This window comes from Bacteroides sp. QWL-09 (assembly GCF_058683585.1).
On sequence record NZ_CM178748.1, the window covers coordinates 1,379,554 to 1,404,255 of the forward strand.

Consider the following 24,702-nt stretch of genomic DNA (forward strand, 5'->3'; position numbering starts at 1 on the left):
ATTAATCTTGAGCATAACAAAAGCTTTCTAATTTTATGAAAAAGAAAATACTACTGATCGACGATAAATCGACTATAGGCAAAATAGCAGGCATCTACTTAGGAACGGATTACGACTTTACTTATTTAGAGAACCCCATCAAAGCCATCGAATGGTTAAACGAGGGTAACATCCCGGATTTGATCATCTCGGATATCAGAATGCCATTAATGACCGGTGATGAGTTCCTTAGATATATGAAGAAAAACGAGCTTTTCAAAATGATTCCTATAGTGATGCTATCGAGCGAAGAGAGCACTTCAGAACGCATTCGCTTATTAGAAGAGGGAGCTGAGGATTATATCTTAAAACCATTTAATCCGCTAGAACTTAAGGTTCGCATCAGAAAGATTATTGACTAACCGAAGAGACGTGCATGGAATATCTTATTTATATTGGGAGGCATCAACAAACCATTAAGCGCTTCTCTGAATTTTCGCAAGGCGTCTTTTATGCGGTTCCAACTCCGGAAAAGGCAAGCAAACTCCTTGAAGGAATTCGAGAAAAGTATGATGTTGCGTTGCTCTTCGAACAAACCAATATAGAAGTAGACAAAGAAAAAATACAATTCATCAAAAGCCGATATCCCGGAATATATTCTATTCTCATCATCGACTCGCTAACAAGTCAGGAGAGCAGAGAATATTTGAGAGCGGGAATCAACAATACCATCTCTTTCTTCGCCACTGAGGAATCGTTCATTACGCTCTTCAACTATCTCAGAGCAAGGAAAGAGCAGAAGATGAAGGACCTTCGCAAAAAATATCAGAACAGGCAACAGACCTTTGTTATGCCGCTCTGGAAAAGGACATTCGATATTTTATTCGCCGGGATGGCTGTAATCGTACTTTCTCCTTTACTGCTGGCTACAGCTCTGGCTATTCGCCTAGAGAGCAAGGGACAGATCATCTATAAATCAAAACGAGTGGGAAGCAATTACGATATTTTCGATTTCTTGAAGTTCAGATCAATGTATACCGATGCCGATAAGCATTTGAAAGAGTTGAATGCTCTGAATCAATATAGCTGCGAAAACCAGGGTGAAACTGTTGAAGAATCAGTCGAGGAGTCTTCTGAATTAACACCGAGCCATGAAGAAGAAGTGATTTTAATCTCAGACGACTTTGTCATCTCCGAACAAGAGTACATCAGTCAGAAATCGCAAGAGAAGAAAAATGCTTTTGTAAAGCTGGAGAACGACCCACGCATCACAAAAATTGGCCATATCATTAGAAAGTATAGCATCGATGAGTTACCTCAGTTGTTCAACATCCTAAAAGGAGATATGTCTGTGGTAGGCAACCGACCATTACCACTCTATGAAGCGGAACTGCTGACTAACGATGAACATATCGACCGCTTTATCGCTCCGGCAGGGCTAACAGGCCTCTGGCAGGTTGAGAAAAGAGGGCAATCGGGTAAGTTATCGGCCGAAGAACGCAAACAGCTCGATATAAAGTATGCCAAAACGTTTACCTTTGGATTAGATCTGAAGATCATCTTTAAAACGTTCACGGCTTTCATTCAAAAAGAAGATGTTTAATCTATAACACTCCGGAATCTGATGGCAATGATCGATCGACTGAAACAAAAAGCTCAGAGCAATCCGCTACTCAAAAAATGGTTGCACCGTTTCATCATGCACCCGGTGAAGACCCGACCGAATTGGTGGATCCGTCTATTCGCATTTGTCTATATCAAACGCGGAAAGGGATCGGTTATTTACCGCAGTGTACGGAAGGACTTGCCTCCATTCAACCGTTTTTCACTAGGATGTTATTCGGTTGTAGAGGATTTTTCGTGCTTAAACAATGCTGTGGGCGATTTGATCATAGGCGATCACACACGAATCGGGTTAAACAATACAATTATTGGACCGGTCTCGATCGGTAATCATGTCAATCTGGCTCAAAACGTCACGGTCAGCGGACTGAACCATGTGTTTAGTGAAGTCGACCGACGGATAGACGAGCAAGGAGTTTCTACACGACCGATTCGTATTGAAGATGATGTTTGGATTGGTGCAAACTCAGTCATACTCCCCGGAGTAACCATCGGAAAGCATGTTATTGTTGCTGCAGGCAGTATTGTGACTAAAAACATACCGGATTACTCCGTTTATGGAGGTAACCCGGCACGTTGTATTAAATCATACGATTTTAATCAAGCAAAGTGGATCAGAGCTGATCGGATCGATCAATAGAGTAGCTTAACGTTATCCACCCATAAAGAGTTTCCCGGAGCACCGATGTAAGCTCCTCCATGACTCGAACTAAACTGTACATAAAGATGGGTCGGATACTCATCACCATTCGCCCAATCGACTTCATGGATAGGTACGCTTTCTCCTTTACTGTTTACGGTATAATTCTCCGTCACATTAAGACGCATCATGTGAGGCTTGTATTCGGCTCTATCCCTAATGTCTCCATACATGATCTCAAACGACGAATTGTCCTTCCAATCGGTAGAATGATAGAAATAATGAACCAACGTCCCTACCCGCTTGGCATAGATATTACCTGCTGCATCTTCCCAACGCTTCTGTAGAAAGAGAACCACCGTAGGATAATCTTTCCCGGGTATACTGGTTATCTTACTAAAGCCAGTGGCACGGACGCGATTCTCTACTTCAGCAACATTGGCTTTATAATCGAACTGCAGAGCAATCGGTTTCTTCGTAAACGCAATACCAGTCTGCAACAATTTCTGTGGATTTTTAGTGCTCTTGATCGGCTCGTGCATCGATCCGGTAAAGACTGATCCTGCCGCCAAGACCGTGATGTTAACCAAACCAAGAACTTTGACACTCTCCATACGGGTATCTAAACGTGCACAATAGCCGTCACCTCTCTTTTCAGGAAACACAGAAGTGTTTGTTTTAGTAATCCCGGCAACCTTAGCCATCACATTCGATGTGGCCCACGGTGATCCTCCCATGTTAGAATAAGGACTATCTCCTTTAATCAACATACTCGGGGCAATCTCAAAGACGTGTTTGACCTTTCCCCCGATGACGCTAGACTCTTTGATCTGTCGATCGACCCATTGATCCATATCCCCAAAGGGTATCGGTTCTGCCCGATGCTGTCCAAAAGACTTCCCCCCATTGGTCAGAAGTAAAACAGCAGCCATACCAATCATCTTATAACTATTCATAAGGCATCAAAACTTAATGTTCCTATTCTTTTTTAATGATTATTCAAAAAAGGCAGTAGCTTCCCAGCTACTGCCTTTTTATCCGAAAGAAACCCTTCGGATATATTACCAAAAAGAAATTAATATATTCTATATAACAACCACGCACCCTGGAAGTCTGAACGACTAGGGAATTTGGCTTTAAATTCATCACGAGATCTCTCTGCCGAATCTCTATCAGCAAATGAACTTACGATAACGCGATACATTGCTTTTTCTGCATTGAAAGCAATCGTTGCATTATATCCTTTATTATCCAACCATTCTTTTAAACCTTCAGCATTAGCTTTCACACCAAAGCTACCTGCAACGACACTATAATCTTTTAGTCCGTCGGTACCAGATACAACAGTCACTTTCTCTTGACGAACACCACTAGCTACGCTTGTTGTTCTTTTAGTTTCTGCAGGAACAACAACAGGAGTCACCTCAACAGGAGTTTCAACCTGAGGTTGTGCCAATTCTTGTTGTTTAGCTTTCTCATAAGCTTTTTTATAAGCGCTTTCGCTTGATTTACAAGCAGAAAAGAACAAAACCATACAAAAACTCATCCCTAATACAACTGAATTTTTCATAATCTATACATTATTAAATTAATATTTCATTTTTATACTCTAGCCTATCTCGGCAATAAAATGACAAAATAAGATATTTTTTATCAATCGACAAAATAGAACGAGCAAAAACATTACTCTTGGGGCTTTTTATAGCTAATTGTGCCGGTTGCCTGATTAGTCGGCATAAGTAGCACCTCTGCAATTTGAATATGCTCAGGAACAGATGCAACATAGTAAATCGTTTCCGCAATATCTTCGCCCGACAAAGGGCGAATGCCTTTATAAAAACGATCGGCCGCCTCTTTGTCTCCTCGATAACGCACCACAGAGAAATTGGTTTCCACCATTCCCGGTTTGATATTCGATACACGTAAAGGAGTATCAACCAAGTCGATACGCAACCCATCACTTAAGGCTTTAACTGCAGCTTTAGTTGCGCAGTAAACACTTCCGCCAGGATAGGCAGCATCGCCGGCTATTGATCCGATATTGATGATATGCCCCGATCCACGTTTAACCATCTCTGGCACGATGAGACGTGTCATGGTCAACAGCCCCTTAATATTGGTATTGATCATAATATCCCACTCGTCGAGACTGCCTTCAAACTCTTTGTCCAATCCGATCACCAATCCGGCATTATTGATTAACAAATCGATCTTTCTCCATTTTTCAGATAAAGAACCGATTGCATCAATCGCTTCCGAACGATTCTGAACATCGAATGGAAGTAAGCAGACCTCAATGTTAAAATGAGATTCTAACTCGGTCTTCAGCGCATTCAGCTTTTCTTTATTACGAGCATTCAGAATCAGATGCCAGCCGTTAGCAGCAAATTTTCTGGCACATCCTTCGCCGATACCACTACTGGCGCCGGTTATAAAAGCAATTTTTGTAGTCATAATGATCTGTTATTTAGATAACAAAAATACACTTTAAAACCCATCTTTCCCATTCTATACGAGGTTAAATATCATTAATTCAACAGAATTTTGTGCAACAAATGGTCTTGAACAAACCAAGCGAGATGATGTGAGAATTTAAAAAAGACTTTGAATCTGAAAACGGTGACTTATCAGAGAGGAGATAAAATAAAAAAACGAGTAATCATTCAATATTGAAATTACCCGCTTTGACAGCAGAAAAGTCGAATTGACTTTTCTTTAAAAAACTCTTTTTGTTATTTTCCTGAAAACTAAAATTCTTTTTACCCAAAAGAACTGATACCCATGAATTAAATTTTACCTTATAACTAAAAAACTATCCTATTTTAACAATCTTAATCTTAAAAAATTACCTTATCATTCTAATACCAAAAAGTTGTTTCTTTCATAAATTATGCTGCAATTTCCCAACTGCAATGCAAAGGTACAACTTTTTTTTTGTGTGCGCAAACGCTTTCATACTTTATAACATTCTTTTAAAGTTATAAATCTTTCACTTCATCAAGTGAAACAAGCTTATTCACAATGGCATAAATAGTTAGACCAGAAGCACTGTGTATCTGCAACTTACGACTAATATTACGACGGTGCGTGATCACCGTATGGATCGATAAAAACAGCTGATCGGCAATCTCTTTATTAGTCATTCCTTTGACCACACAGACCACAATTTCTCTTTCACGGTAGCTGAGTGTTTCCTGACCTTCATCTTCATCTTCTTCTTCAGCGGTATTGAGCAAAGCCGAGAGTTTCGTGGTGATGGTTTCTATACTATCAAAGATAGAAAGCCGGTCGTCGAACTTATTCAACAACGAGGTATCGACAAATGAACTGACCAAAGCTACTATCTTCACTCCTTTTTGCATCCCAAACTTTTCTCTAAAACGCAACAAATCGAAATATTCACCAAAAGTGGGACTGACAATCAACATATCCAGATCTTGGGTGCGCATACAATCGTTAAGGGCTTCAACCGACGCCAACTCTATGGGCTGAACCCGCAGTGAAGGCAACCGTTTTAGCACTAGAGCCATCCCCGTGCGGATCACCACAGACGATTCGGCTACAGCTACACGAATTAGTTCATTCTTTCTCATTACCCTTGATTCTCCTTTCCAATTTTAATATTGCTGGAACAAACAGATAGTCTTCGACCTTGCAATGCGACTCTAACCCTTCTTCACAAGCGTAAATATCGAACAATGCAGCATTCAGCAAATTGGTATTCGCCTTTGCCGGACAATATTTAATAATGATTTTCTTCAATTCAGTCAACTTCTCTCCCACTTGATCATGATGTTTCGAGAATGTCGAGATCTTATAATTCGCCAATGTTTTTCCTTGTAGTAAAGCATCGACATATTTAAATACTGTTTTCTCTTCATAATCCATATGTTTACGTACTTCTCGCATATACTCATCGAAGAACTTGATGATCAAAAACGAAATGTCGTCTTGCGAACAGTCGATTGCTTCGATCAGTTTGCGCCGAATGGCCGGAAGAGAAAATTCCAAGAAGTAAAAATGGGCCTGACGTAGGTAGTCGACCAAAGCAGGTATTGAAATCTCCTCACTACTATCTAAACGAGAGAATCCTTCGGCCACAAAGTTTACGACCAACAAAAAAGTACGACAATCGACTTTATTCATCTCACAAACTTCTTGCACCGTTTTATCTCCAAACCCAAGCGATAATCCAAAACGACTCATCACTTGTAATAAAGAGTAATTATCACTGATGAGATCGATCATCCGATCACTCTCTTTATACTTTTGTAACCTGTCCATAATTCTGTTTTTTTTATCAGTACAAAATAAGTCATTATTTCGGAAGGAAACAATAGCCTTTTATAGGTATATTCTACCTACATGATGGGAGTGAACCGATCGATCACTCCACTCCATACCTACATATAGGGATTGCCAACCTATCAATACCACTATCTATGGGGATTTGCAGAGCCATTTGTATGTCCTACTTTTGCAAAACAAATTGAAAAAGAGAAGAACAATGATCGGCATCAATCAATGTATTGCCTGACGAGACGACCGACTCATTGAACCATGAACCAAACAGACAACAAACTTATGATTGTAAAACAGACCGTTCCCGGAGAAATCCGCATTTTCCTCAACCACATCTACGAATTTAAAAAAGGGATTCGTCACATGGTTCTTTATACCATGAACAAAGAACACAAGACTTTCGCCTTAAAACGGCTGAAGAATCAAAATATTGAGTATATGATTCAAGAGGTTGGGACGAATAAGATCAACTTATTCTTCGGTAAGCCGGAATGTATAGAGACCATACGCCATCTCATCGACCGTCCACTGAATGAACTATCGGCAGAAGAAGACTTCATTCTCGGTGCCATGTTAGGATATGACATTCGTCAACAATGTCTGAGGTATTGCCATAAAAAACGAAATATCTCCATCGCTGTGGCTGTATAAAGATCCCCGCATTCGCTTCAACGATTCCAACCCTCATAAATATTGAAGACGGTGGCTAGTGAAAGGCATTCTCATAGAGTAGATGAACACTTTCAAACGCTCAATCATTTATTAGGAAAAGAAGAATTCAACGTTTTTAAACTGTAGTCGTAAAATGATAAAGAAATTAATTAGCAAAAACAAGATGACCCTTATTGGGATCGTATTAGGAGCTATTGGAGGATACTTGTATTGGAAGTTTGTTGGATGTAACGGCGGAAATTGTATGATCACTTCTTCTCCGATTAACAGTTCGATATGGGGTGCTGCCATAGGAGGACTATTTTTCAACATCTTCGAGCAGAAACCTAAAAAGAAAGACTAATTCTCTCGAAAATTATCGACGAACCAGCCGATAAGAACTTATAGAAAGGCGGATAAGTGCAATACCTTATCCGCCTTTTTGAAAAATTGGAAATGAGAATATCTAATATACCTATAGATTTTTTTGATTCAATACGTTTTTAATCCGCACACATAAACCACTCTTTAGAACACTCTTCACGTTGACCCTGACTGTTGATCCATTCTAACTTTAACATACCACCGTTACGATCGAAATAACGGATCTCTACCGGATGAGAACCTTTCTTCAATGCTCTCTGAGCAATAAGCTCTTTAGGAGAGTGGTTCCCATCATTATCAATCAACAACGAACCGTCTACTGTCATCGTACTACCGTCATCGGAGGTGAGGACAAAAGTGTAAATGCCATCTTCCGGTATCTGAATAAAGCCCTTAAGGACTAGTCCGATATTTCCCTTGACTCCGTCAGGAATGGAAACTTGATCGACTTGATAATGACCTTTTAACGGAGCCTTATCGATCTCTTCACAACGAGTTCCTTTAAAATCGTGCCAAGCTACATTAAGCCCTCTCTTCAAAGGAGAACAAATCATCACACCCGGAGCGTAATCCGATTTCACAAAAGAAGCTTTGGTCACATCGCTAGCCGATCCATCCGGACGGAACGTACGGAACGTCACATCAGTGGTCTGTTTCAGGCGCAATTGTCCAGTATACAATGGCGATGTCCTGGTAGGCATTGACCCATCCGTTGTATAGCGAATGATAGCATTAGGAAGCGCACATTTTATATTTAGATCGTAATGATCGACAAAAGCATTGACACGATAAAATCCTTCCAAATCGGGCACACGGTAGTTGACTTGCATCTTATCTAAACGTTTAAACTCCGGTACAAGTTTCGTGTAAAACTCACGAATAGTCGGTTTCTGATCGGGTGCAGTCCATGCAACTTCACTCAACGCTAACATACGAGGCATGATCATATACTCGACACGCTTCATCGAAGGCACCCACTCAGTCCAAAGATTAGCTTGCACACCTCTGATTAATCGACATTGCTCAGGAGTTAACTTATCAGTATACGGCTCGTATTCTAAGACTTTCTTTACAGAATTTTCGTCTTGTTGGTAATCGAAGTACATGCAGAAATTCGGGCTACAGATGGCTTCCATTCCCATTTTTGTGGCATCTGGCACAGCATTAGGCGACCAACTTCTCCACCACATGATAGTCGACGCACTCGACAATCCGTCACCAACCACTTCATCCCAACCAATGAGACGTTTCCCCTGAGAGAGGAAGAACTGTTCCATCTGACAAACAAACCAAGCTTGAAGACGTTCTACCGACTCCAATTTTTCGTCTTTGATACGCTTCTGACAAAGCGCACATTTCTCCCAGTTTTTCTTTTCAACCTCATCACCACCTAAATGGACATAGCGAGAAGGGAAAAGTTCGAAGACCTCTTTAAAAATATTACGGCAAAACTCTAAACTAGAATCTTTACCCGGGCAAATGGGAGAAGAAAAGGTTTGTCCCCACCCAAGCATACCATCGCACGTCAGTTCCGGATACTCATTGATCGCTGCAAGAAAATGTCCCGGCATATCGATCTCCGGAATCACTTCAATGCCGCGTTGACCGGCATAAGCCACAATTTCTTTAATCTCTTCTTGAGTATAGTATCCGCCATAAAGCGTATCACCGTTCTCTATTCTCAACTTATCATCTGGAATCAGATAATCGGGATTATCAGTTTTCTGAGCCAAGTCGATGCATCCCAGATCGTGTTTATTGAATTTTCTCCAAGCACCCTTTTCTGTTAGCAAAGGGTATTTCTTGATTTCAATACGCCAACCTTGATCGTCGGTCAGGTGCCAATGAAACTTATTCAATTTATATAATGCCATCAGATCGATGACACGTTTGACTTCATTCGGCTTCCAGAAATGACGAGAAGCATCGAGCATCAGACCTCTCCACTCAAAACGAGGTGCATCTTCTATGGCAACCGCCGGAACAGTACAGATAGACTCTCCCCCTACACCCACATTGAGCAATTGACGCAACGTAGAGATGGCGGAGATAACACCTGAATAATCGGCTGCTTCAATCTTAATCTCTTTCGACGAGGAATTCAACCGATAGCTACCGGGAGTTTTCAACGATCGTACGATATGAAGCGAAATGTCACCTTTTCGTTTGGTATAAGCAACAGAGGATTGAACCGATTGAGGAAGAACCTCTTGAAGGAATTGTGCAGCAGGTAATAATGAGCGATTAGAAACAACAATGTTCACTTTATTATCTAAGCGAAACTCTCCTGTCTTAACAACCATTGCTTTAGGGGTCGGTATAACCGAAAGCGTATGATTAGAAGACTCTTGCGCTAGAGATGAACAAGCCACCCAAACCAGCTGTAAAACTAAAAATACTTTTTTAAACATAAGGCTAACTTTTATCTTTTGATATTCTTTATATATAATACAATCAAATGAGCCAAATCACTAAACTGCGTGAGCTATAAAAACAATAAATTTCCTTAAAAAGACCTATTCCATTAACACATTCACGCAAATAGAGTTCAGGATATAGAAAAATCGTATAAAAATACAGAATATATTTTTATACGATTTAAAATCTGATTTCAAGAACAAATTTAATAACTTATTTTCAATCCTGCAAAGAAACTACGCGGAAGAGACGGTCCATACATATAGCCGGAATCACGATCTTTTCCTTTGTCAAAGTCATTTTGGAATGCATTAAATAAGTTTTGAACCCCACCATTCAATTGAAGCTTCATCGATTTATAGAGTTTGAAATCATAAGCCAATTTCAATCCCATGTCAAAAAAGTCCTCAGTATTGATGGTTGTAGGCTTGTCAATGTATCCGGCTTCATGGTTCACTAACATCGAACCGGTATAGGTACCCGACAACGTAATACTCAACGGTTTAATAGGCGTATAAGTCGCTGTAAAATAGCCATACGCATCAGGTGTCCGCATCATCTTCTTCACCGCTGGAGCTTCACTATTCCATTCCAACGGCACATCGTAACGGCTACGTTGAATCGTCATCCCTGCCTGAAATTGCAAGAGCGACAAGTAAGCCAACTTTCCTTCAAGATTAATACCCATCACTTTAGCGCCAGGCTTATTAGAACGTATACGCGTTAAAATTCCATCGACAATCTCACCATCGGTCAAGAAAAACACATCCTTCAATTTTGTATAAAACCCTTCAGCCAGCAAATTCATCTGCCAAGCTCCAAAACGATGGTAGAAGTCGACCGAAGCGCTCAAACTCTGCGATTTCTCTTCTGTCAGATCATCGGCCAATTTAACCATTGCTACATTTCCACCGACATTCTCAACATGCAAATCTTCATCGAAAGCTTGTGGGGCACGGAATCCGGAGGAATAACTTAAACGGAGATTAATGTCTTTTGTTGGGTTATAGCGTAAATTAGCACGGGGACTGAAGATCACGTGATCAATCAGGTTATGCTTATCGAAACGCCCTCCTACAAGGAAGCCCCAATGTTCATTCTTCCATTCGTTCTGCAAGAAAGCGCTAGAAATATGAACCGTCTGATTAATGAAACGACGATATCCCCACATGTTATCTTCTAGTTTATCTTGAGTGAACTCCACCCCTGTTGTAAATTCCGAAGGCATGAAAAGAAGTTTCGAGAAGTTAAAGACATATTGAGATCCGGCCATCCAAGTCAAATCGGTTGTCTTTCCATACGCGTTCAAATCTTGTCCCCCACCATAGTAACTATCACGATTGATATGTTGTGCTGAAGCAAAAACACTCCAACGATGTTTTTCGTTTGGTGAGAAATAGTCGAACTTCAACCCACCACCATTGATCGAGTGTTTGATTTCCTCTGCAATATTGGCCTGATGAGGAGGTAAATTTAGCGAATCCCCACCACGACGATATTCTTGCATGTGATGATATTCAAAAGTCAACTTAGAGTAAGGACTCGTCTTGAGATAAGAACGAAAACCAACGGTTTGTCCGTGGATAACCGGTAATTCAGAAAAGCTATCCCCATCGTGATCATAAGCTGCACGATGACGACTCTGTCCGAAGATATATAAGCCAGCCTTCTGATCATCGGTAACCAACGAGGCATTTAAAGACGTACTATTATCGAATGCCTTACCGTCGCCGATTCCGGTTATCGTATGAGAAAGCATACCGGAATTACGACTCGGCTCTTTAGTAATGATATTAATCGTCCCGGCAATTGCAGAAGAGCCAAACAAGGCCGAACCGCCTCCGCGCATCACCTCTACACGTTCGATCATGCTTGCCGGAATTTGTTCAATTCCATAAACCCCCGATAGAGAGCTGAAGATTGGACGTGAATCTAATAAGATTTGAGTATAAGGTCCTTCAAGTCCGTTGATGCGCACCTGCTGGAAACCACAGTTCTGACAGTTAGACTCCACTCGAACGCCGGGCTGAAAGTTCAACCCCTGAGCTAGATTTACAGAATTTGTACGTTCAAAAAGTTTCAGATCGACCACATTCACTAAGGTTGGCGCGAGACGGCGCGTCGTTTCGTTACGATTGGCCGAAACCACAACTCCATCGAGGGCGATCGCATCTTCTTCGATCTCAAAATCGATCTCCAATGTTTTTCCCTTCTTCAAGACGACTGGTTTAGAAACTGTCTTATAACCCACTGCGCTAACTTGAAGTGTGAAAGGTCCTTCAGGAAGATTCTTTAAAAAATAATGACCGGTCACATCGGTTACCGTTCCGATAGTTGTTCCCTTTAAAGAAACCGAGATGTAAGATAAGTGTTCCTTTGTATTTTTATCTAGGATGTGACCAATGATATTAGCATCAGATTTTTTCAACTCAGGATATTCCGGATATTCAGTTTGCCCGCCCATAGCCACAGCAAGGACGCAAAACAAGCTGAAGAAAGTCAATATATATTTCTTCATAAAAATAGTTTCTAAAAATTTTAAATACAAGATAAGAGGCACAATAAAGCTCACAGAACCCCATTGCGACTAAGCAAAAGAAAAGAATAAAAAACGGAAAGATTAAGCCATCGGGGGTCCCCGAAGAGAAGACGTTTCATGTAACGAACAGATAGGACCACCCAATCGCTGCCCTAAAGCAAGGGTCAATAAAAGTAAAGCGAAGAACGCCAAACCCAGATTAACCGGTAAACCATCGGAAGTAAAATGCGATAAAGAATAAATGGTAAAGAACTCAATGGTCTTATGCGTATGTGAGTTCCCCTTATTAAAAGGATGCGAGTGTACAATTGTTACCCCGTCTACAATGTGGACGTGGGTAAAAAGCGATATGTTCGCCAAGTACGATACAAAAAGTACAAGGAAAAAATACCTAAAGCTATTCAATAACAATCGTTTCACTATTTTTCTTTTTCTGGCGCAAAGATACGAACATTTTCCTTATCCGGCAATCCCCTTTAATAGGTATTTAAGAAAAGACCCAGACAACCTAAACGATTTAAACGTGTTAAGATTTAGATATAGCGATGTTCTTGATCGCACATACAGCTTTCATGTTCAAACTCCAATGTGGCATGTCCAATACCCAGATGAACCAAGTTTGCTTTAATCTGAGATTTGATCTCCTCCATACGGGACATCTCTCTAAGAACCACATGTACAGTCAAAGCAATATCTGTTGTGCTCAACGCCCAGATGTGCAAATGGTGACAATCCACCACATCCGGATCGGCCAACACGACTTGTCGCACAGCATCATTATCAATAGTCATCGGTACACCGTCAAGCGACAAACGCAGGCTATCACGAAGAAGTCCCCAAGTCGACACCACAATAACCGCAGCAATGATCAATCCGATAATCGCATCAATAATCACCCACCCGGTAAATAGAATCAAAGCTCCGGACAGAACCACTCCGACAGAAACCAAGGCATCAGCCGCCATGTGTAAATATGCCCCTTTAACATTAAGATTTTTATCTTTATCCTTCAAAAACAAGAAAGCCGTGAATGCATTGATCACGACACCAATCCCTGCCGTCCACATGATAGCTCCTCCCTCAATCGGAGCCGGATGAGAGAACTTCTCAATACTCTCGACCACAATAAAGCCGACAGCCACTAACAAGATGATGGCATTGAGTAGCGAAACAAGCACCGTACTCTTCTTATAACCGTAAGTATATCGATTGCTCGGACTAATCTTAGTCAGCTGCACCGCCAATAAAGCCAGAATCAAACTAGTCACGTCACCTAGATTATGTCCGGCATCGGAAATCAAACCTAATGAATTATAAAACAGACCAACCCCGAACTCTATCCCCACAAATACAACGTTAAGAATAATACCGACTATAAACGCACGGTTCACAGAAGGATTCACAGCAAAATGAGAGTGGTGATGAGAGTGGTGATGAGAATGTGTATCGTTTTTTACCATAATAACAAGGTTTTATTTTATAGCTAGTTAAATCGACGAGAGCGATTGTTAAAGCCTTTAGCATTTGTCTGGAACAAAGATAAATTAAAAAGATGGAATGCACCATACCTACTTTTAGGTAAATCAACAAAAGGCAAAAGAAAAGCAAAAAAGACAATAAGACGATGAAAAAAAAGAGAACTATTCCCTTCAACCCTATCATAATTTTGTTTACCTTTGCCACAGTTTTTTGAAATTCCTTTTACTCCTTACTCCTTTACTGTGCGCGAAACACATATTGTGTCTATCGAGATAGATACAATCCTTACAAAATGATAATTACAGTTCTACTAAACAGACATCATTAATAAGATTGTATGAATATTCATCAAGAGTTAAAAGAATTATCAAAATTTCTATCGGAATACTCCACATGCCTTATGGCGGTAGGTGTTCAAACATCAAGAATCGTGCGTAACACATCGCGAATCGCAGAATCTTTCGGGTTCTATTGTGACATGACCATTTTCCAAAAGACGATTATCATGACCCTACGCGATGCCGATAATTCACATTCTTACAGCACAGTAAACAAAATCAAACCTATGGGGCTCAATTTCACGATCAACTCAAAGTTGAGTACCTTAAGTTGGGAAGCTTACGACGAACGCTTATCGTTAGAAGAGATCAAGAGCCGCTATCACGCGATTGTCAGCAAACCTCGCGAAAGCAAATGGTTAGTCCTAATATTGGTTGCTTTTGCCAATGCTTCTTTCTGCCGTTTGTTCCAAGGCGATCTAACCTCAATGGGCATTGTGTTTGTAGCAACCATCGCCGGTTTCTATATTCGCACCTTATTAATGGAACACCATTGGAATCATTTAGCCGTGTTTATCATCTCAGCTTTTGTAGCTTCAATGATCGGAAGCATGGGATACGTGATGCATTGGGGAACCACTCCAGACATGGCTTTGGGTACAAGCGTACTCTACCTCATCCCGGGCGTTCCTCTCATCAACTCCATCATGGACGTGATCGACGGACACGTATTAGCCGGTACATCAAGATTCATTAATGCCTGTCTGCTCATCATTAGTATCTCGATAGGCCTTTCTATAACCCTTTTAATTACAGGAGTCAGCGCGTTATGATCAGTTCTTCTTTTTTTATTGAAATTATACTCGACGGTGCTTTTGCCGCCGTTGCAGCCATTGGATTTGCCATCATCTCCAATCCACCTAGAAAAGCGATCCTAATCTCAGCTTTTTTAGCTGCAGTCGGTCACGGATTACGTTATTTCTTACTACATACCGACATGTTTATTGTCGACATTGCAACAGCGTCTTTCTTTGCGGCTCTAGCTATCGGATTGTTGGCAATCCCTTTTGCCAAAAAGATTCACTGCCCCGCAGAAGTCTTCTCTTTCCCATCGTTATTACCCATGATCCCGGGAATGTTTGCCTATAAAAGCATCCTAGCCTTAACCCAATTCATGCAGACCAAAGACGATTCGGCTTCATTAAAATACCTCGTCGATTTTTGTCATAACGGTAGCACCACGATCTTTATCCTTTTCGCGTTAGTAGTCGGAGTAGCTTTACCTATCTTTATCTTCCAACAACAATCGTTCAGTGCGACTCGTCTATTGAAAAAGTTGGTTAAGAACTAACATAAACTCAACTCTATAAAAAAATAAGCTATCGAAATTATATTTCGATAGCTTATCCCCTTTAAACACCTCTAAACAAAATGAAATATGCCTCTAAATCAAACTAACTAACCCTATAAGTGAGGCATATTTATTCCGGCGATAGTCCTGCGAAATGCGTTAACCAAGACATTTACATGGACTATCGCCATTTTTTTATTTTCGAGCTTCAGCAATATAGCCGAGAGCCTCTTGGCATTTAGCAGAGACATACGTCCAATCTTCTGCATCAACCTTATCTTTAGGAAAAAGTTTAGAACCCATTCCCACACAGAAAACACCAGCTTTGATCCAAGCGGTTAAATTCTCTTTTGTTGGCTCAACTCCTCCGGTAACCATCAACTTCGACCAAGGCATAGGAGCAACCAATCCTTTAACGAAGTTCGGTCCATAAACATCGCCAGGGAACACTTTACATAAATCACATCCCACTTCTTGCGCAAATCCCACTTCAGAGACAGAACCACATCCCGGTGTATAAGCCACCAAACGACGATTACAAATCTTAGCGATTTCAGGATTGAACAATGGACCAACCACAAAGTTTGCTCCAAGTTGCAAATACAAAGCTGCAGTTGCCGGATCTACAATCGAACCGATACCGATAGCCATCTCAGGACACTCCTTATTGGCATATTTCACGATCTCAGCAAACACTTCTTGAGCGAAGTCTCCACGATTTGTAAATTCAAAAGCACGTACGCCACCTTCATAGCAAGCTTTCATAACTTTCTTAGCAACTTCGGCATCTTTATGGTAGAACACCGGCACCATACCTGTTGAGCCCATTTTACTCAACACAGCTATCTTATCGAATTTAGCCATATTTCTTTTATATTAAGTCAAACAATCGGTTGAAACAACCGGTCGCCCTAAAAGAGAGCACCCCGTTGCCCATATTTCAATAATGATTAGCGCTGAACACGACCATTAGCGTCGCCACCAGCTAAAGCTTCTACTTCTTCTACAGAAACGAGGTTAAAGTCACCGTTGACCGTATGCTTAAGTGCAGAAGCAGCCACAGCAAATTCCAAAGCCTCACCTTGGTTTGGTTTAGTCAGCAAACCATGGATGATACCTCCGGAGAAAGAGTCTCCGCCACCCACACGGTCAATAATCGGATCGATATCATAACGTTTAGAGCTATAAAACTCTTCACCGTTATAAATCATCGCTTTCCAACCGTTGTGCGTAGCAGAGAACGACTCACGAAGTGTAGAAATCACATATTTAAATCCAAATGCCTCACGCATCTGTTTGAAGATTCCTTTATAACCTTCAGCGTCGGTATGACCAGCCTCAACATCAGCATCCGGCTTAAAGCCTAGACACAACTCAGCATCTTCTTCATTACCAATACATACATCGACAAACTGCATTAAAGGTTTCATTACAGACTGTGCTTTTTCCTTAGTCCATAGCTTCTTACGGAAGTTCAAATCGACAGAAACCGTTACCCCATGACGCTTAGCAGCCTCACAAGCCAATCGAGTCAATTCGGCTGCTTGATCAGAGATAGCCGGAGTGATACCTGACCAGTGGAACCAATCGGCTCCTTCCATGATCGCATCAAAATCAAAATCAGCAGCTGTAGCTTCAGCAATAGCCGAATGAGCACGGTCGTAAATCACTTTACTCGGACGCATAGAAGCACCGGTCTCTAGATAATAAATACCTACACGGTCACCCCCACGAGCGATAAAGTTTGTATTAACCCCATACTTACGTAAAGCATTAACAGCCGATTGTCCAATCTCATGTTTAGGCAACTTCGTTACAAAATAAGCTTCGTGTCCATAGTTGGCACAACTTACGGCCACATTTGCCTCTCCGCCACCATACACCACATCAAAACAATCTGATTGTACAAAACGTGTATTGCCCGGAGTAGATAATCTAAGCATGATTTCGCCTAACGTAACGACTTTCTTTCCCATAATCTTATTCTTATAAACTAAGTAATTAATAAATAAACTTTCAAATTATCATTTTATTAAAAAACAGCGATAAATAGCTGCAATACTGAGAAATAAAACGATATATTATATTCGCACACGAAAACCGTGTGCGGGCACAAAGATACAACATTTTTCATAATTACAAAAATTGTCATATATTTGTAGATAAAATAATAATATTATTATTGTGTGCGAGCACATTACCCCATTAATGGAAGCCGCACATTTATCTTATAATAGCAATATAACTCGTGGTATGAATCAATTGCCTGAACGCATCAGAATCAAAGACATCGCTCGATTGGCCAATGTCTCAGTAGGAACAGTCGACCGAGTTCTTCACGGCCGTAGCGGGGTTTCGGAAGCCAGTAAAAAACGCGTAGAAGAGATCCTAAAACAACTCGATTACCAACCGAACATGTACGCCAGTGCTTTAGCATCGAACAAAAGATACACCTTTATCTGTCTCCTTCCTCAACACCTTGAAGGCGAATATTGGACGGCAGTAGAAAAAGGGATTCATAATGCGGTTACAACCTATTCCGATTTTAATATTACCGTAGAGATCAGCTATTACGACCCGTACGACTATCAGAGTTTCAGCAATACCGCTCAACCTCTTATCGAGCGTCAACCCGACGGCGTGATGCTGGCTCCCACCATCAAAGAACATACCCTTGAATTTGTAAATGCTCTGACTGCTGTCAATATCCCATTCATCTACATCGACTCGTATATCACAGAAGTTCCGCCTTTGGCGTTCTATGGACAACACTCTCACCAGAGTGGATATTTCGCCGCACGAATGTTGATGTTATTGGCCGGACCGGAACAAGAAATTGTGATCTTCCGCAAGATTCACGAAGGCATCATTGGTTCTAATCAGCAAGAAAGCCGTGAGATAGGCTTCCGTCAATATATGGAGGAGCACCACCCGAATTGCAAGATATACGACCTCGATCTGCTCGCCGACCCTTGTAATCAAGATGAAGAAATGCTTCAACAGTTCTTCGACCGTCACCCGAACATTAAGAATGGAATCACCTTTAACTCCAAAGCCTACATTATTGGAGAACATTTAGCCAAGAGCAATCCGCATAAAGAGTTCAACCTTATCGGATACGACTTGCTCGAACGTAATGTGACTTGCCTAAAGCATAAGCAAATCTCGTTCTTAATCGCACAGCAGCCGGAACTACAAGGATTCAACGGGATCAAATCGTTATGCGATCACCTCGTTTTCAAAAAGGAAGTCACCTGTATTAACTATATGCCGATCGACTTACTCACAGCAGAAACGATCGACTATTACCAGAACTTTTAAGACGAATCATTCGATCGTTGTAAAAACGCTCAACAAAGCAAACACTCGCTATAATCGCAACATTAGAAAAAGCGACCCACATTCAATACTCATCGATTTGAAGACCACTCAAAAGGTTCAAATCGAATGAGTATTTTAATTATCTTTGTACGCTCAAAATCAAAAACATAACGTTTCATGCAATCAAACACCGAAAAATCAAGTTGGTGGGCACTCAGCCCATTAGTGGTATTCCTCTGTTTATACCTCGTCACCTCTTTACTCATCAACGACTTCTATAAAGTTCCCATCACCGTGGCTTTTTTAATCTCTTCCGGTTATGCTCTAGCCATAACCCGCGGCATCGATTTGGAACATCGCCTGCAACTTTTCTCCTCCGGAGCAGCAAATAAAAACATCATACTGATGATCTGGATCTTCATCCTAGCCGGAGCCTTCGCACAAAGTGCCAAAGCCATGGGCGCGATAGATGCCACCGTCAACCTCACCCTGCATATCCTCCCCGATAATCTGCTATTGCCGGGAATATTCATAGCCGCCTGTTTCATCTCACTATCCATCGGTACCAGTGTCGGCACCATCGTTGCCCTCACCCCCGTAGCCATCGGATTGGCCGAAAAGACCGATATTGCTCTTCCCTTTATGGTAGCTGTGGTCATTGGCGGTTCGTTCTTCGGAGACAACCTCTCTTTTATCTCCGACACCACTATTGCCTCGACTAAAACCCAAGGGTGCGTCATGCGTGATAAATTCAAGATCAACTCCATGATTGTTGTCCCGGCTGCCATTATCGTGGCCGTGATCTATACCATCTATGGCTTATCGATCAATACGCCGCACAGCGTTGAAGAGATCGAATGGCTCAAAGTCATCCCCTATCTCATCGTCTTGGGAACAGCCATCGCCGGATTGAATGTCGTTTTAGTGTTAACCACGGGTATCATTACTAGCGCGATTATCGGTCTGAGCACGGGTAGCTTGGGTCTGTTCGATTGGTTCGGTGCAATGGGAAAAGGCATCACCGATATGGGAGAACTGATCATCATTACCTTATTGGCCGGAGGAATGCTCGAACTCATTCGATACAACGGAGGCATCAATTTCATCATTCAAAAGCTGACCCGCCACGTCAACGGTAAACGTGGGGCAGAGTTCTCAATCGCTGCTCTAGTGAGCATTGCCAACCTCTGTACGGCCAATAACACCATCGCTATTATCACCACCGGTCCCATCGCTAAAGACATTGCCGAAAAGTTCCACCTCGACCGTCGGAAGACCGCCAGTATTCTCGACACCTTCTCGTGTCTCACACAAGGTTTGATCCCTTACGGTGCACAAATGCTCATTGCAGCGGGATTGGCCAACATCTCTCCGATCAGCATCATCGGCTATCTTTACTATCCGTTTATGATGGGGTTCTTCGCCATATTAGCGATTCTGTTCCGTTACCCTAGACGATATTCCTAAAGACTAAAACCGTCTACCGCAATCAGTAAAAGACGGAACAAAAAAGATTCACCACAGCACCCACGAAACTTCCTACGGTCGAAAAAACAGTTTCCTAGGTAGAAAATAAATTCCCGACCGTAAGACACTTCAAGTTCCACCTATTGACAAAAAATTGCCATACTATTGACCATTTATTATCAATAGGTGGAACTTGAAAACAGCCTATCGATAGCAAAATCACGAAAAAGAAGAAGAAAATACTTGTCGGTCGAAATAAAAGCCGTATATTTGCGCCCGCTATTACGAGTTAATAGCATATAATTCAAATCATTAATTAAATATTATTTAAACAATGGCAACTAAAATCAGATTGCAAAGACACGGACGTAAAAGTTACGCGTTTTATTCAATTGTTATTGCAGACAGCAGAGCACCACGTGATGGTAAATTTATTGAGAAGATTGGTACATACAACCCAAACACCAATCCTGCTACAGTAGATTTGAATTTTGAAACTGCATTATCATGGGTACTTAAAGGTGCACAACCAACAGACACTGTACGTACCATCCTTTCTCGCGAAGGTATTTACATGAAAAAACACTTGTTAGGTGGTGTGACTAAGGGTGCATTTGGTGAAGCAGAAGCTGAAGCTAAATTCGAAGCTTGGAAGAACAACAAACAATCAGGTTTGGATGCATTCAAAGCAAAACAAGAAGAAGCTGCAAAAGCAGACGCTAAAGCTCGCTTAGAAGCAGAAAAGAAGGTAAACGAAACAAAAGCTAAAGCACTTGCTGAAAAGAAAGCTGCTGAGGCTGCTGAAGCTGCTGCTGCGGAAGCACCTGCAGAAGAAGCAACTGAAGAAGCTCCAGCTGCTGAAGCTACTGAAGCTGCTGCTGAATAATAAGCAGTTGTATATCTTCAAAAAAATAATAGGCCTGTTGCACATCGCAGCAGACCTATTTTATTTTTACCCCCCCTGATCACGTTCTCATATCGTAGACACAAGCCTTCTCCCCCTTCACTAAACGAAAAAAGTCGGTCCACTTCCCTCGAAGCAGACCGACCATTTATCAATCACATTTTGAAACTCCTCCTATTTTGTCGGAGGAACGTATCTTTGATTAAGCGAGGAATTTCACTAAATCCTCATCAACCGTACTGATACCGCCAATACCAAAGTTCTCAACCAAGACCTTAGCTACATTAGGCGATAAGAATCCCGGAAGTGTAGGTCCCAAGTGAATATGCTTTACTCCAAGCGACAACAACGCCAAAAGGACAATGACCGCTTTTTGTTCGTACCAAGCAATATTATAAACGATTGGCAAGTCGTTCACGTCGTCCAAACCAAACACCTCTTTCAACTTCAAGGCAATCACCGCCAATGAATAACTATCGTTACATTGTCCCGCATCGAGTACGCGAGGGATACCGTTAATATCGCCTAAAGGCAATTTGTTATAGCGATACTTCGCACATCCGGCCGTCAAGATCACGGTGTCTTGAGGTAAGCGACGAGCAAACTCAGTATAATAATCGCGACTCTTCATACGACCGTCGCAACCAGCCATCACGAAGAACTTACGGATCGCTCCACTCTTCACCGCATCGACGACCTTATCGGCAAGAGCCAACACCTGACCGTGGGCAAAACCACCGACCAAGCTACCCTCTTCAATACCCGTCGGAGCCGGACACTTCTGAGCATGGGCTATCAATGCCGAGAAATCTTTCGGTTCATCGTTCACGCGTTCAGGAATGTAATGTGCACCCTCTAGTCCACAAGCTCCCGTCACATAGATACGATCGAGATAAGTTGCATTCTGACGAGGTGGAACAATACAGTTGCTCGTAAATAATACCGGTCCGTTGAAGCTTTCGAATTCCTCTTTTTGCTTCCACCAAGCATTACCGTAATTACCAACCAAATGAGAATATTTCTTCAATTTCGGATAGTAGTGAGCCGGTAACATTTCACTATGCGTATAAATGTCGATTCCCTTACCTTCCGACTGTTGGAGCAATTCTTCCAAATCGCGCAAATCGTGTCCACTGACTAAGATTCCCGGACGTGTACCAACCCCAAGGCTCACTTGAGAGATTTCCGGCTGACCGAAAGTTGCGGTGTTAGCTTGGTCGAGAAGTGCCATCACTTGCACCCCGAAACGACCGGTCTCAAGCGTTAGTGCCACCAACTCATCAGCAGAAATATCGTCACGTGTCAACTCAGTCAACGCATGCTGCATAAACGCAAACACCTCATCCGATTTGAAACCTAGATTATGAGCGTGTTCAGCATAAGCCGCAATTCCCTTCAGACCATAATGCACAAGTTCTTTCAACGATCGGATATCCTCGTTCGCCGTACGCAACACTCCCACGTGAGTGGCCTTGGTCTCAAATTCCTCTTCCGATCCATCCCAAGTGCATTCATCCGGTGCATTCGTCAGCGTCACTTGCTGAGCCAACTCCCGCTTCAACGAGAGTCCGTCTTTAATCTTAGCAATAATATCCGCTTTGTCAAAATTGGCATTTGTAATCGTCGTAAACAACGAGTTATAAATGAACTGATCCACCCGTTCGGACGACTTTCCTTGTTGACGTAACTCTTTATTATAGACCGCCAAGCCTCTTACTACAAAAAGTAGAAGATCTTGCAAGTTCGATACATCCGACGTTTTGCCACATACACCTTTTAAAATACAACCGGTTCCCATGGCTGTTTCTTGACATTGATAACAGAACATACTCATAATTTCTACGTATTTTTAAATGATTGTTTTCTAATAACAACACAAAAGTACGCTGTTAGTTCACCCCAATTCTGTAACTTATGTTACAACCCTAGAAAAGATTTGGGAAAATAGTCAGAAAGAAGAGATCATAAAGGGAAAGAAGAGGAAGGAAGAAGAGAAAAAGATAGAGAAGGAGAAAGAGAAGAAGGAGCAAATGAAAAAGATCCTCCAAGAAACTCAGAGGATCAGTATGGTCAATATCATAAAAGCCAAAGGCCCAGAGACCTAAGGAGATCTAAAAAGCAAAGAAAGAGCTCAGATCATGATTTACGGGTGAAGATAAAACGCCTCTACCCGTTGACTCCAAAATCGATAAACCTCTTGAAGTTCGGCTACCGTAGGTGTACGCTGTGCCCATGCCTGACGTCGCGTCGACAGTTCATCGAACAGTCCATTCTCTAGCTGTTCGATCCGTTGTAAGAAACCAGTCTTTTCGGCATTCACCAACAACGACAAGTTCAGATAACGATACTGCTCAACTGTTTTCATCGGAAAACAACGCGACTTCCACGCCATAGCCCAATCGGAAAGTGGCACCCGATTCTCCTTATCGGGTGTCAACATCTTCGGTAACACTTTGCCCGCACGCACCCACAACGGAAAGCTGACACACGTCTCCGGGAAACCAACCTGTACCCAGATGGTACTCATATCTTTCGACTCGGACGCCTTAACGCCTTCAATCACAATGGCCGATGAGGTGTCGTGGCGCGTAATCAGATCGCTGACATTGATAAAAGGCATCTCACCATTTGCTCCCTTCTCAAAAGTCATACGATAATCACAATTGAGGAAAGCATGTTTGAAACAACGGCTGTACTCTTGCAAGAATGTGGCAGGAGATAAGCGATTGGTCATATACCCCTGCATCAACAAGTCTTGTGCTGTCTGAAAACGACAATAGCCCAATCCTTTATCCTTTTCACCGGTAAACGAGAAGTTCGTACGCAACACATAGCCACAAGGTGCCGTCTGTTGGTCGTTAGCATCAAACTTTGTAAAGGTACGGTTGTTCACCTCATAAAACGCGGCTCCACCTTCACCATCGATCACCCCAAAGTGAGCAGCCAGCCCCATCGGTTTAGAGGTTTGTTGGAGAAGCGCCTCAAAATCGGCCAACGTTGCACACGTTGCCAACGCCTTCTTCATAAAGAAACCTTCCTGATCTTTTAAAGCTGACGAGTCATTGACGTTCACGTTGAACGACGCACTATTCATGATGGCGAAGCCCACCTCATTACTTCCGGCCCAAACCTGACTGCCACCGGTATCTTCCGTATTGACCAACCCAATGAAAGCATATCGACCCGAGTCAATATACATCATCTTATTGTTCAAACTCTCCGTGTCGCGTACTTTCCACAACATCGGTTTACCATCGGGCGTATAGCGTCCGGAAATAACTGCTGTGGTGCAAGCTACAATCTCAACCGTAGCACAAACCACCACCAACCACAAAGCATAGAAACGTTTCATGTTCAACATAGATT

The 24,702-nt window shown here is 42.0% G+C and carries 23 protein-coding genes; 10 read left to right on the forward strand and 13 right to left on the reverse strand.

Features of this window, described 5'->3' with window-relative positions; genetic code table 11:
* Positions 1-35 precede the first annotated feature (35 nt).
* Genes AC4PG5_RS05460 through AC4PG5_RS05470 form a run of 3 tightly spaced genes read left to right on the forward strand, consistent with a single transcriptional unit; the run spans position 36 to position 2,242 of the window.
* On the forward strand, positions 36-401 hold the full coding sequence (locus AC4PG5_RS05460; RefSeq protein ID WP_492030416.1) for a response regulator: 366 nt from the start codon (positions 36-38) through the stop codon (positions 399-401).
* A gap of 14 nt (positions 402-415) precedes the next feature.
* Positions 416-1,582, forward strand: a complete 1,167-nt coding sequence (locus AC4PG5_RS05465) for a sugar transferase (RefSeq protein ID WP_492030417.1) — start codon at positions 416-418, stop codon at positions 1,580-1,582.
* 27 nt (positions 1,583-1,609) lie between these two features.
* The gene (locus AC4PG5_RS05470; protein WP_492030692.1) at positions 1,610-2,242 is read left to right on the forward strand and encodes an acyltransferase; all 633 of its coding nucleotides are present in this window, start codon (positions 1,610-1,612) and stop codon (positions 2,240-2,242) included.
* Here AC4PG5_RS05470 and AC4PG5_RS05475 read toward each other — a convergent pair.
* From AC4PG5_RS05475 to AC4PG5_RS05495, 5 genes are all read right to left on the reverse strand, one after another.
* Positions 2,236-3,183: a PCMD domain-containing protein gene (locus AC4PG5_RS05475; RefSeq protein WP_492030693.1), complete on the reverse strand. Its 948-nt coding sequence runs from the start codon at positions 3,181-3,183 to the stop codon at positions 2,236-2,238. The two genes, AC4PG5_RS05470 and AC4PG5_RS05475, sit on opposite strands and share 7 nt — an antisense overlap.
* Positions 3,184-3,317: 134 nt before the next feature.
* Positions 3,318-3,812 carry an SPOR domain-containing protein gene (locus AC4PG5_RS05480; RefSeq protein ID WP_492030418.1) on the reverse strand — a complete coding sequence of 165 codons (495 nt, stop codon included), beginning with the start codon at positions 3,810-3,812 and terminating at the stop codon, positions 3,318-3,320.
* 113 nt (positions 3,813-3,925) lie between these two features.
* Complete coding sequence (locus tag AC4PG5_RS05485) at positions 3,926-4,696, reverse strand: SDR family NAD(P)-dependent oxidoreductase (protein ID WP_492030419.1); 771 nt, start codon at positions 4,694-4,696, stop codon at positions 3,926-3,928.
* Between the two features lie 524 nt (positions 4,697-5,220).
* Entirely contained in the window at positions 5,221-5,835 is a 615-nt protein-coding gene (locus tag AC4PG5_RS05490; protein ID WP_492030420.1) for a response regulator transcription factor, read from the reverse strand.
* The gene (locus AC4PG5_RS05495; RefSeq protein WP_492030421.1) at positions 5,822-6,526 is read right to left on the reverse strand and encodes a hemerythrin domain-containing protein; all 705 of its coding nucleotides are present in this window, start codon (positions 6,524-6,526) and stop codon (positions 5,822-5,824) included. The genes AC4PG5_RS05490 and AC4PG5_RS05495 overlap by 14 nt, the downstream gene beginning before the upstream one ends.
* Before the next feature lie 300 nt (positions 6,527-6,826).
* On the opposite strand from AC4PG5_RS05495, the gene AC4PG5_RS05500 reads away from it, so the two are divergent.
* Both AC4PG5_RS05500 and AC4PG5_RS05505 read left to right on the forward strand, forming a co-directional pair.
* A complete protein-coding gene (locus AC4PG5_RS05500; RefSeq protein ID WP_492030422.1) occupies positions 6,827-7,195 on the forward strand; it encodes a DUF2023 family protein in 369 nt (122 codons plus the stop codon).
* A 154-nt stretch (positions 7,196-7,349) separates the two neighbouring features.
* Positions 7,350-7,559: a hypothetical protein gene (locus tag AC4PG5_RS05505; RefSeq protein WP_492030423.1), complete on the forward strand. Its 210-nt coding sequence runs from the start codon at positions 7,350-7,352 to the stop codon at positions 7,557-7,559.
* Between the two features lie 139 nt (positions 7,560-7,698).
* Here AC4PG5_RS05505 and AC4PG5_RS05510 read toward each other — a convergent pair whose 3' ends face one another.
* The 4 genes from AC4PG5_RS05510 to AC4PG5_RS05525 all read right to left on the reverse strand — a co-directional run bounded on the left by AC4PG5_RS05510 (position 7,699) and on the right by AC4PG5_RS05525 (position 13,996).
* Positions 7,699-9,990, reverse strand: coding sequence for a family 20 glycosylhydrolase (locus AC4PG5_RS05510; RefSeq protein ID WP_492030424.1), 2,292 nt, complete (start codon positions 9,988-9,990; stop codon positions 7,699-7,701).
* 212 nt (positions 9,991-10,202) lie between these two features.
* Positions 10,203-12,515: a TonB-dependent receptor gene (locus AC4PG5_RS05515; RefSeq protein WP_492030425.1), complete on the reverse strand. Its 2,313-nt coding sequence runs from the start codon at positions 12,513-12,515 to the stop codon at positions 10,203-10,205.
* Positions 12,516-12,617: 102 nt separating this feature from the next.
* Positions 12,618-12,956, reverse strand: a complete 339-nt coding sequence (locus AC4PG5_RS05520) for a DUF8478 family putative metalloprotein (RefSeq protein WP_492030426.1) — start codon at positions 12,954-12,956, stop codon at positions 12,618-12,620.
* A gap of 113 nt (positions 12,957-13,069) precedes the next feature.
* Positions 13,070-13,996 (reverse strand): cation diffusion facilitator family transporter, encoded by a 927-nt coding sequence (locus tag AC4PG5_RS05525; protein ID WP_492030427.1) that lies wholly within the window; start codon positions 13,994-13,996, stop codon positions 13,070-13,072.
* Positions 13,997-14,352: 356 nt separating this feature from the next.
* Here AC4PG5_RS05525 and AC4PG5_RS05530 point away from each other — a divergent pair, with 356 nt between their 5' ends.
* Both AC4PG5_RS05530 and AC4PG5_RS05535 read left to right on the forward strand, forming a co-directional pair.
* The gene (locus AC4PG5_RS05530; protein WP_492030428.1) at positions 14,353-15,126 is read left to right on the forward strand and encodes a threonine/serine exporter family protein; all 774 of its coding nucleotides are present in this window, start codon (positions 14,353-14,355) and stop codon (positions 15,124-15,126) included.
* Complete coding sequence (locus AC4PG5_RS05535; RefSeq protein WP_492030429.1) at positions 15,123-15,644, forward strand: threonine/serine exporter family protein; 522 nt, start codon at positions 15,123-15,125, stop codon at positions 15,642-15,644. The genes AC4PG5_RS05530 and AC4PG5_RS05535 overlap by 4 nt, the downstream gene beginning before the upstream one ends.
* A 195-nt stretch (positions 15,645-15,839) precedes the next feature.
* Here the strand turns inward: AC4PG5_RS05535 and AC4PG5_RS05540 are convergent, their stop codons facing one another.
* Together AC4PG5_RS05540 and AC4PG5_RS05545 are read right to left on the reverse strand one after the other, a co-directional pair.
* The gene (locus tag AC4PG5_RS05540; protein ID WP_492030430.1) at positions 15,840-16,508 is read right to left on the reverse strand and encodes a bifunctional 4-hydroxy-2-oxoglutarate aldolase/2-dehydro-3-deoxy-phosphogluconate aldolase; all 669 of its coding nucleotides are present in this window, start codon (positions 16,506-16,508) and stop codon (positions 15,840-15,842) included.
* Between the two features lie 86 nt (positions 16,509-16,594).
* Complete coding sequence (locus AC4PG5_RS05545) at positions 16,595-17,620, reverse strand: PfkB family carbohydrate kinase (RefSeq protein WP_492030431.1); 1,026 nt, start codon at positions 17,618-17,620, stop codon at positions 16,595-16,597.
* Positions 17,621-17,897: 277 nt separating this feature from the next.
* Between AC4PG5_RS05545 and AC4PG5_RS05550 the strand changes: the two genes are divergently transcribed.
* From AC4PG5_RS05550 to AC4PG5_RS05560, 3 genes are all read left to right on the forward strand, one after another.
* Positions 17,898-18,965, forward strand: a complete 1,068-nt coding sequence (locus AC4PG5_RS05550) for a LacI family DNA-binding transcriptional regulator (protein ID WP_492030694.1) — start codon at positions 17,898-17,900, stop codon at positions 18,963-18,965.
* 177 nt (positions 18,966-19,142) lie between these two features.
* Positions 19,143-20,432 carry a Na+/H+ antiporter NhaC family protein gene (locus AC4PG5_RS05555; protein ID WP_492030432.1) on the forward strand — a complete coding sequence of 430 codons (1,290 nt, stop codon included), beginning with the start codon at positions 19,143-19,145 and terminating at the stop codon, positions 20,430-20,432.
* 334 nt (positions 20,433-20,766) lie between these two features.
* Positions 20,767-21,318: a 30S ribosomal protein S16 gene (locus tag AC4PG5_RS05560; RefSeq protein WP_492030433.1), complete on the forward strand. Its 552-nt coding sequence runs from the start codon at positions 20,767-20,769 to the stop codon at positions 21,316-21,318.
* A 220-nt stretch (positions 21,319-21,538) separates the two neighbouring features.
* Here AC4PG5_RS05560 and hcp read toward each other — a convergent pair whose 3' ends face one another.
* Together hcp and AC4PG5_RS05570 are read right to left on the reverse strand one after the other, a co-directional pair.
* On the reverse strand, positions 21,539-23,170 hold the full coding sequence (gene hcp, locus AC4PG5_RS05565) for a hydroxylamine reductase (protein WP_492030434.1): 1,632 nt from the start codon (positions 23,168-23,170) through the stop codon (positions 21,539-21,541).
* A 309-nt stretch (positions 23,171-23,479) separates the two neighbouring features.
* On the reverse strand, positions 23,480-24,697 hold the full coding sequence (locus tag AC4PG5_RS05570; RefSeq protein WP_492030435.1) for a hypothetical protein: 1,218 nt from the start codon (positions 24,695-24,697) through the stop codon (positions 23,480-23,482).
* Between the last annotated feature and the right edge of the window lie 5 nt (positions 24,698-24,702).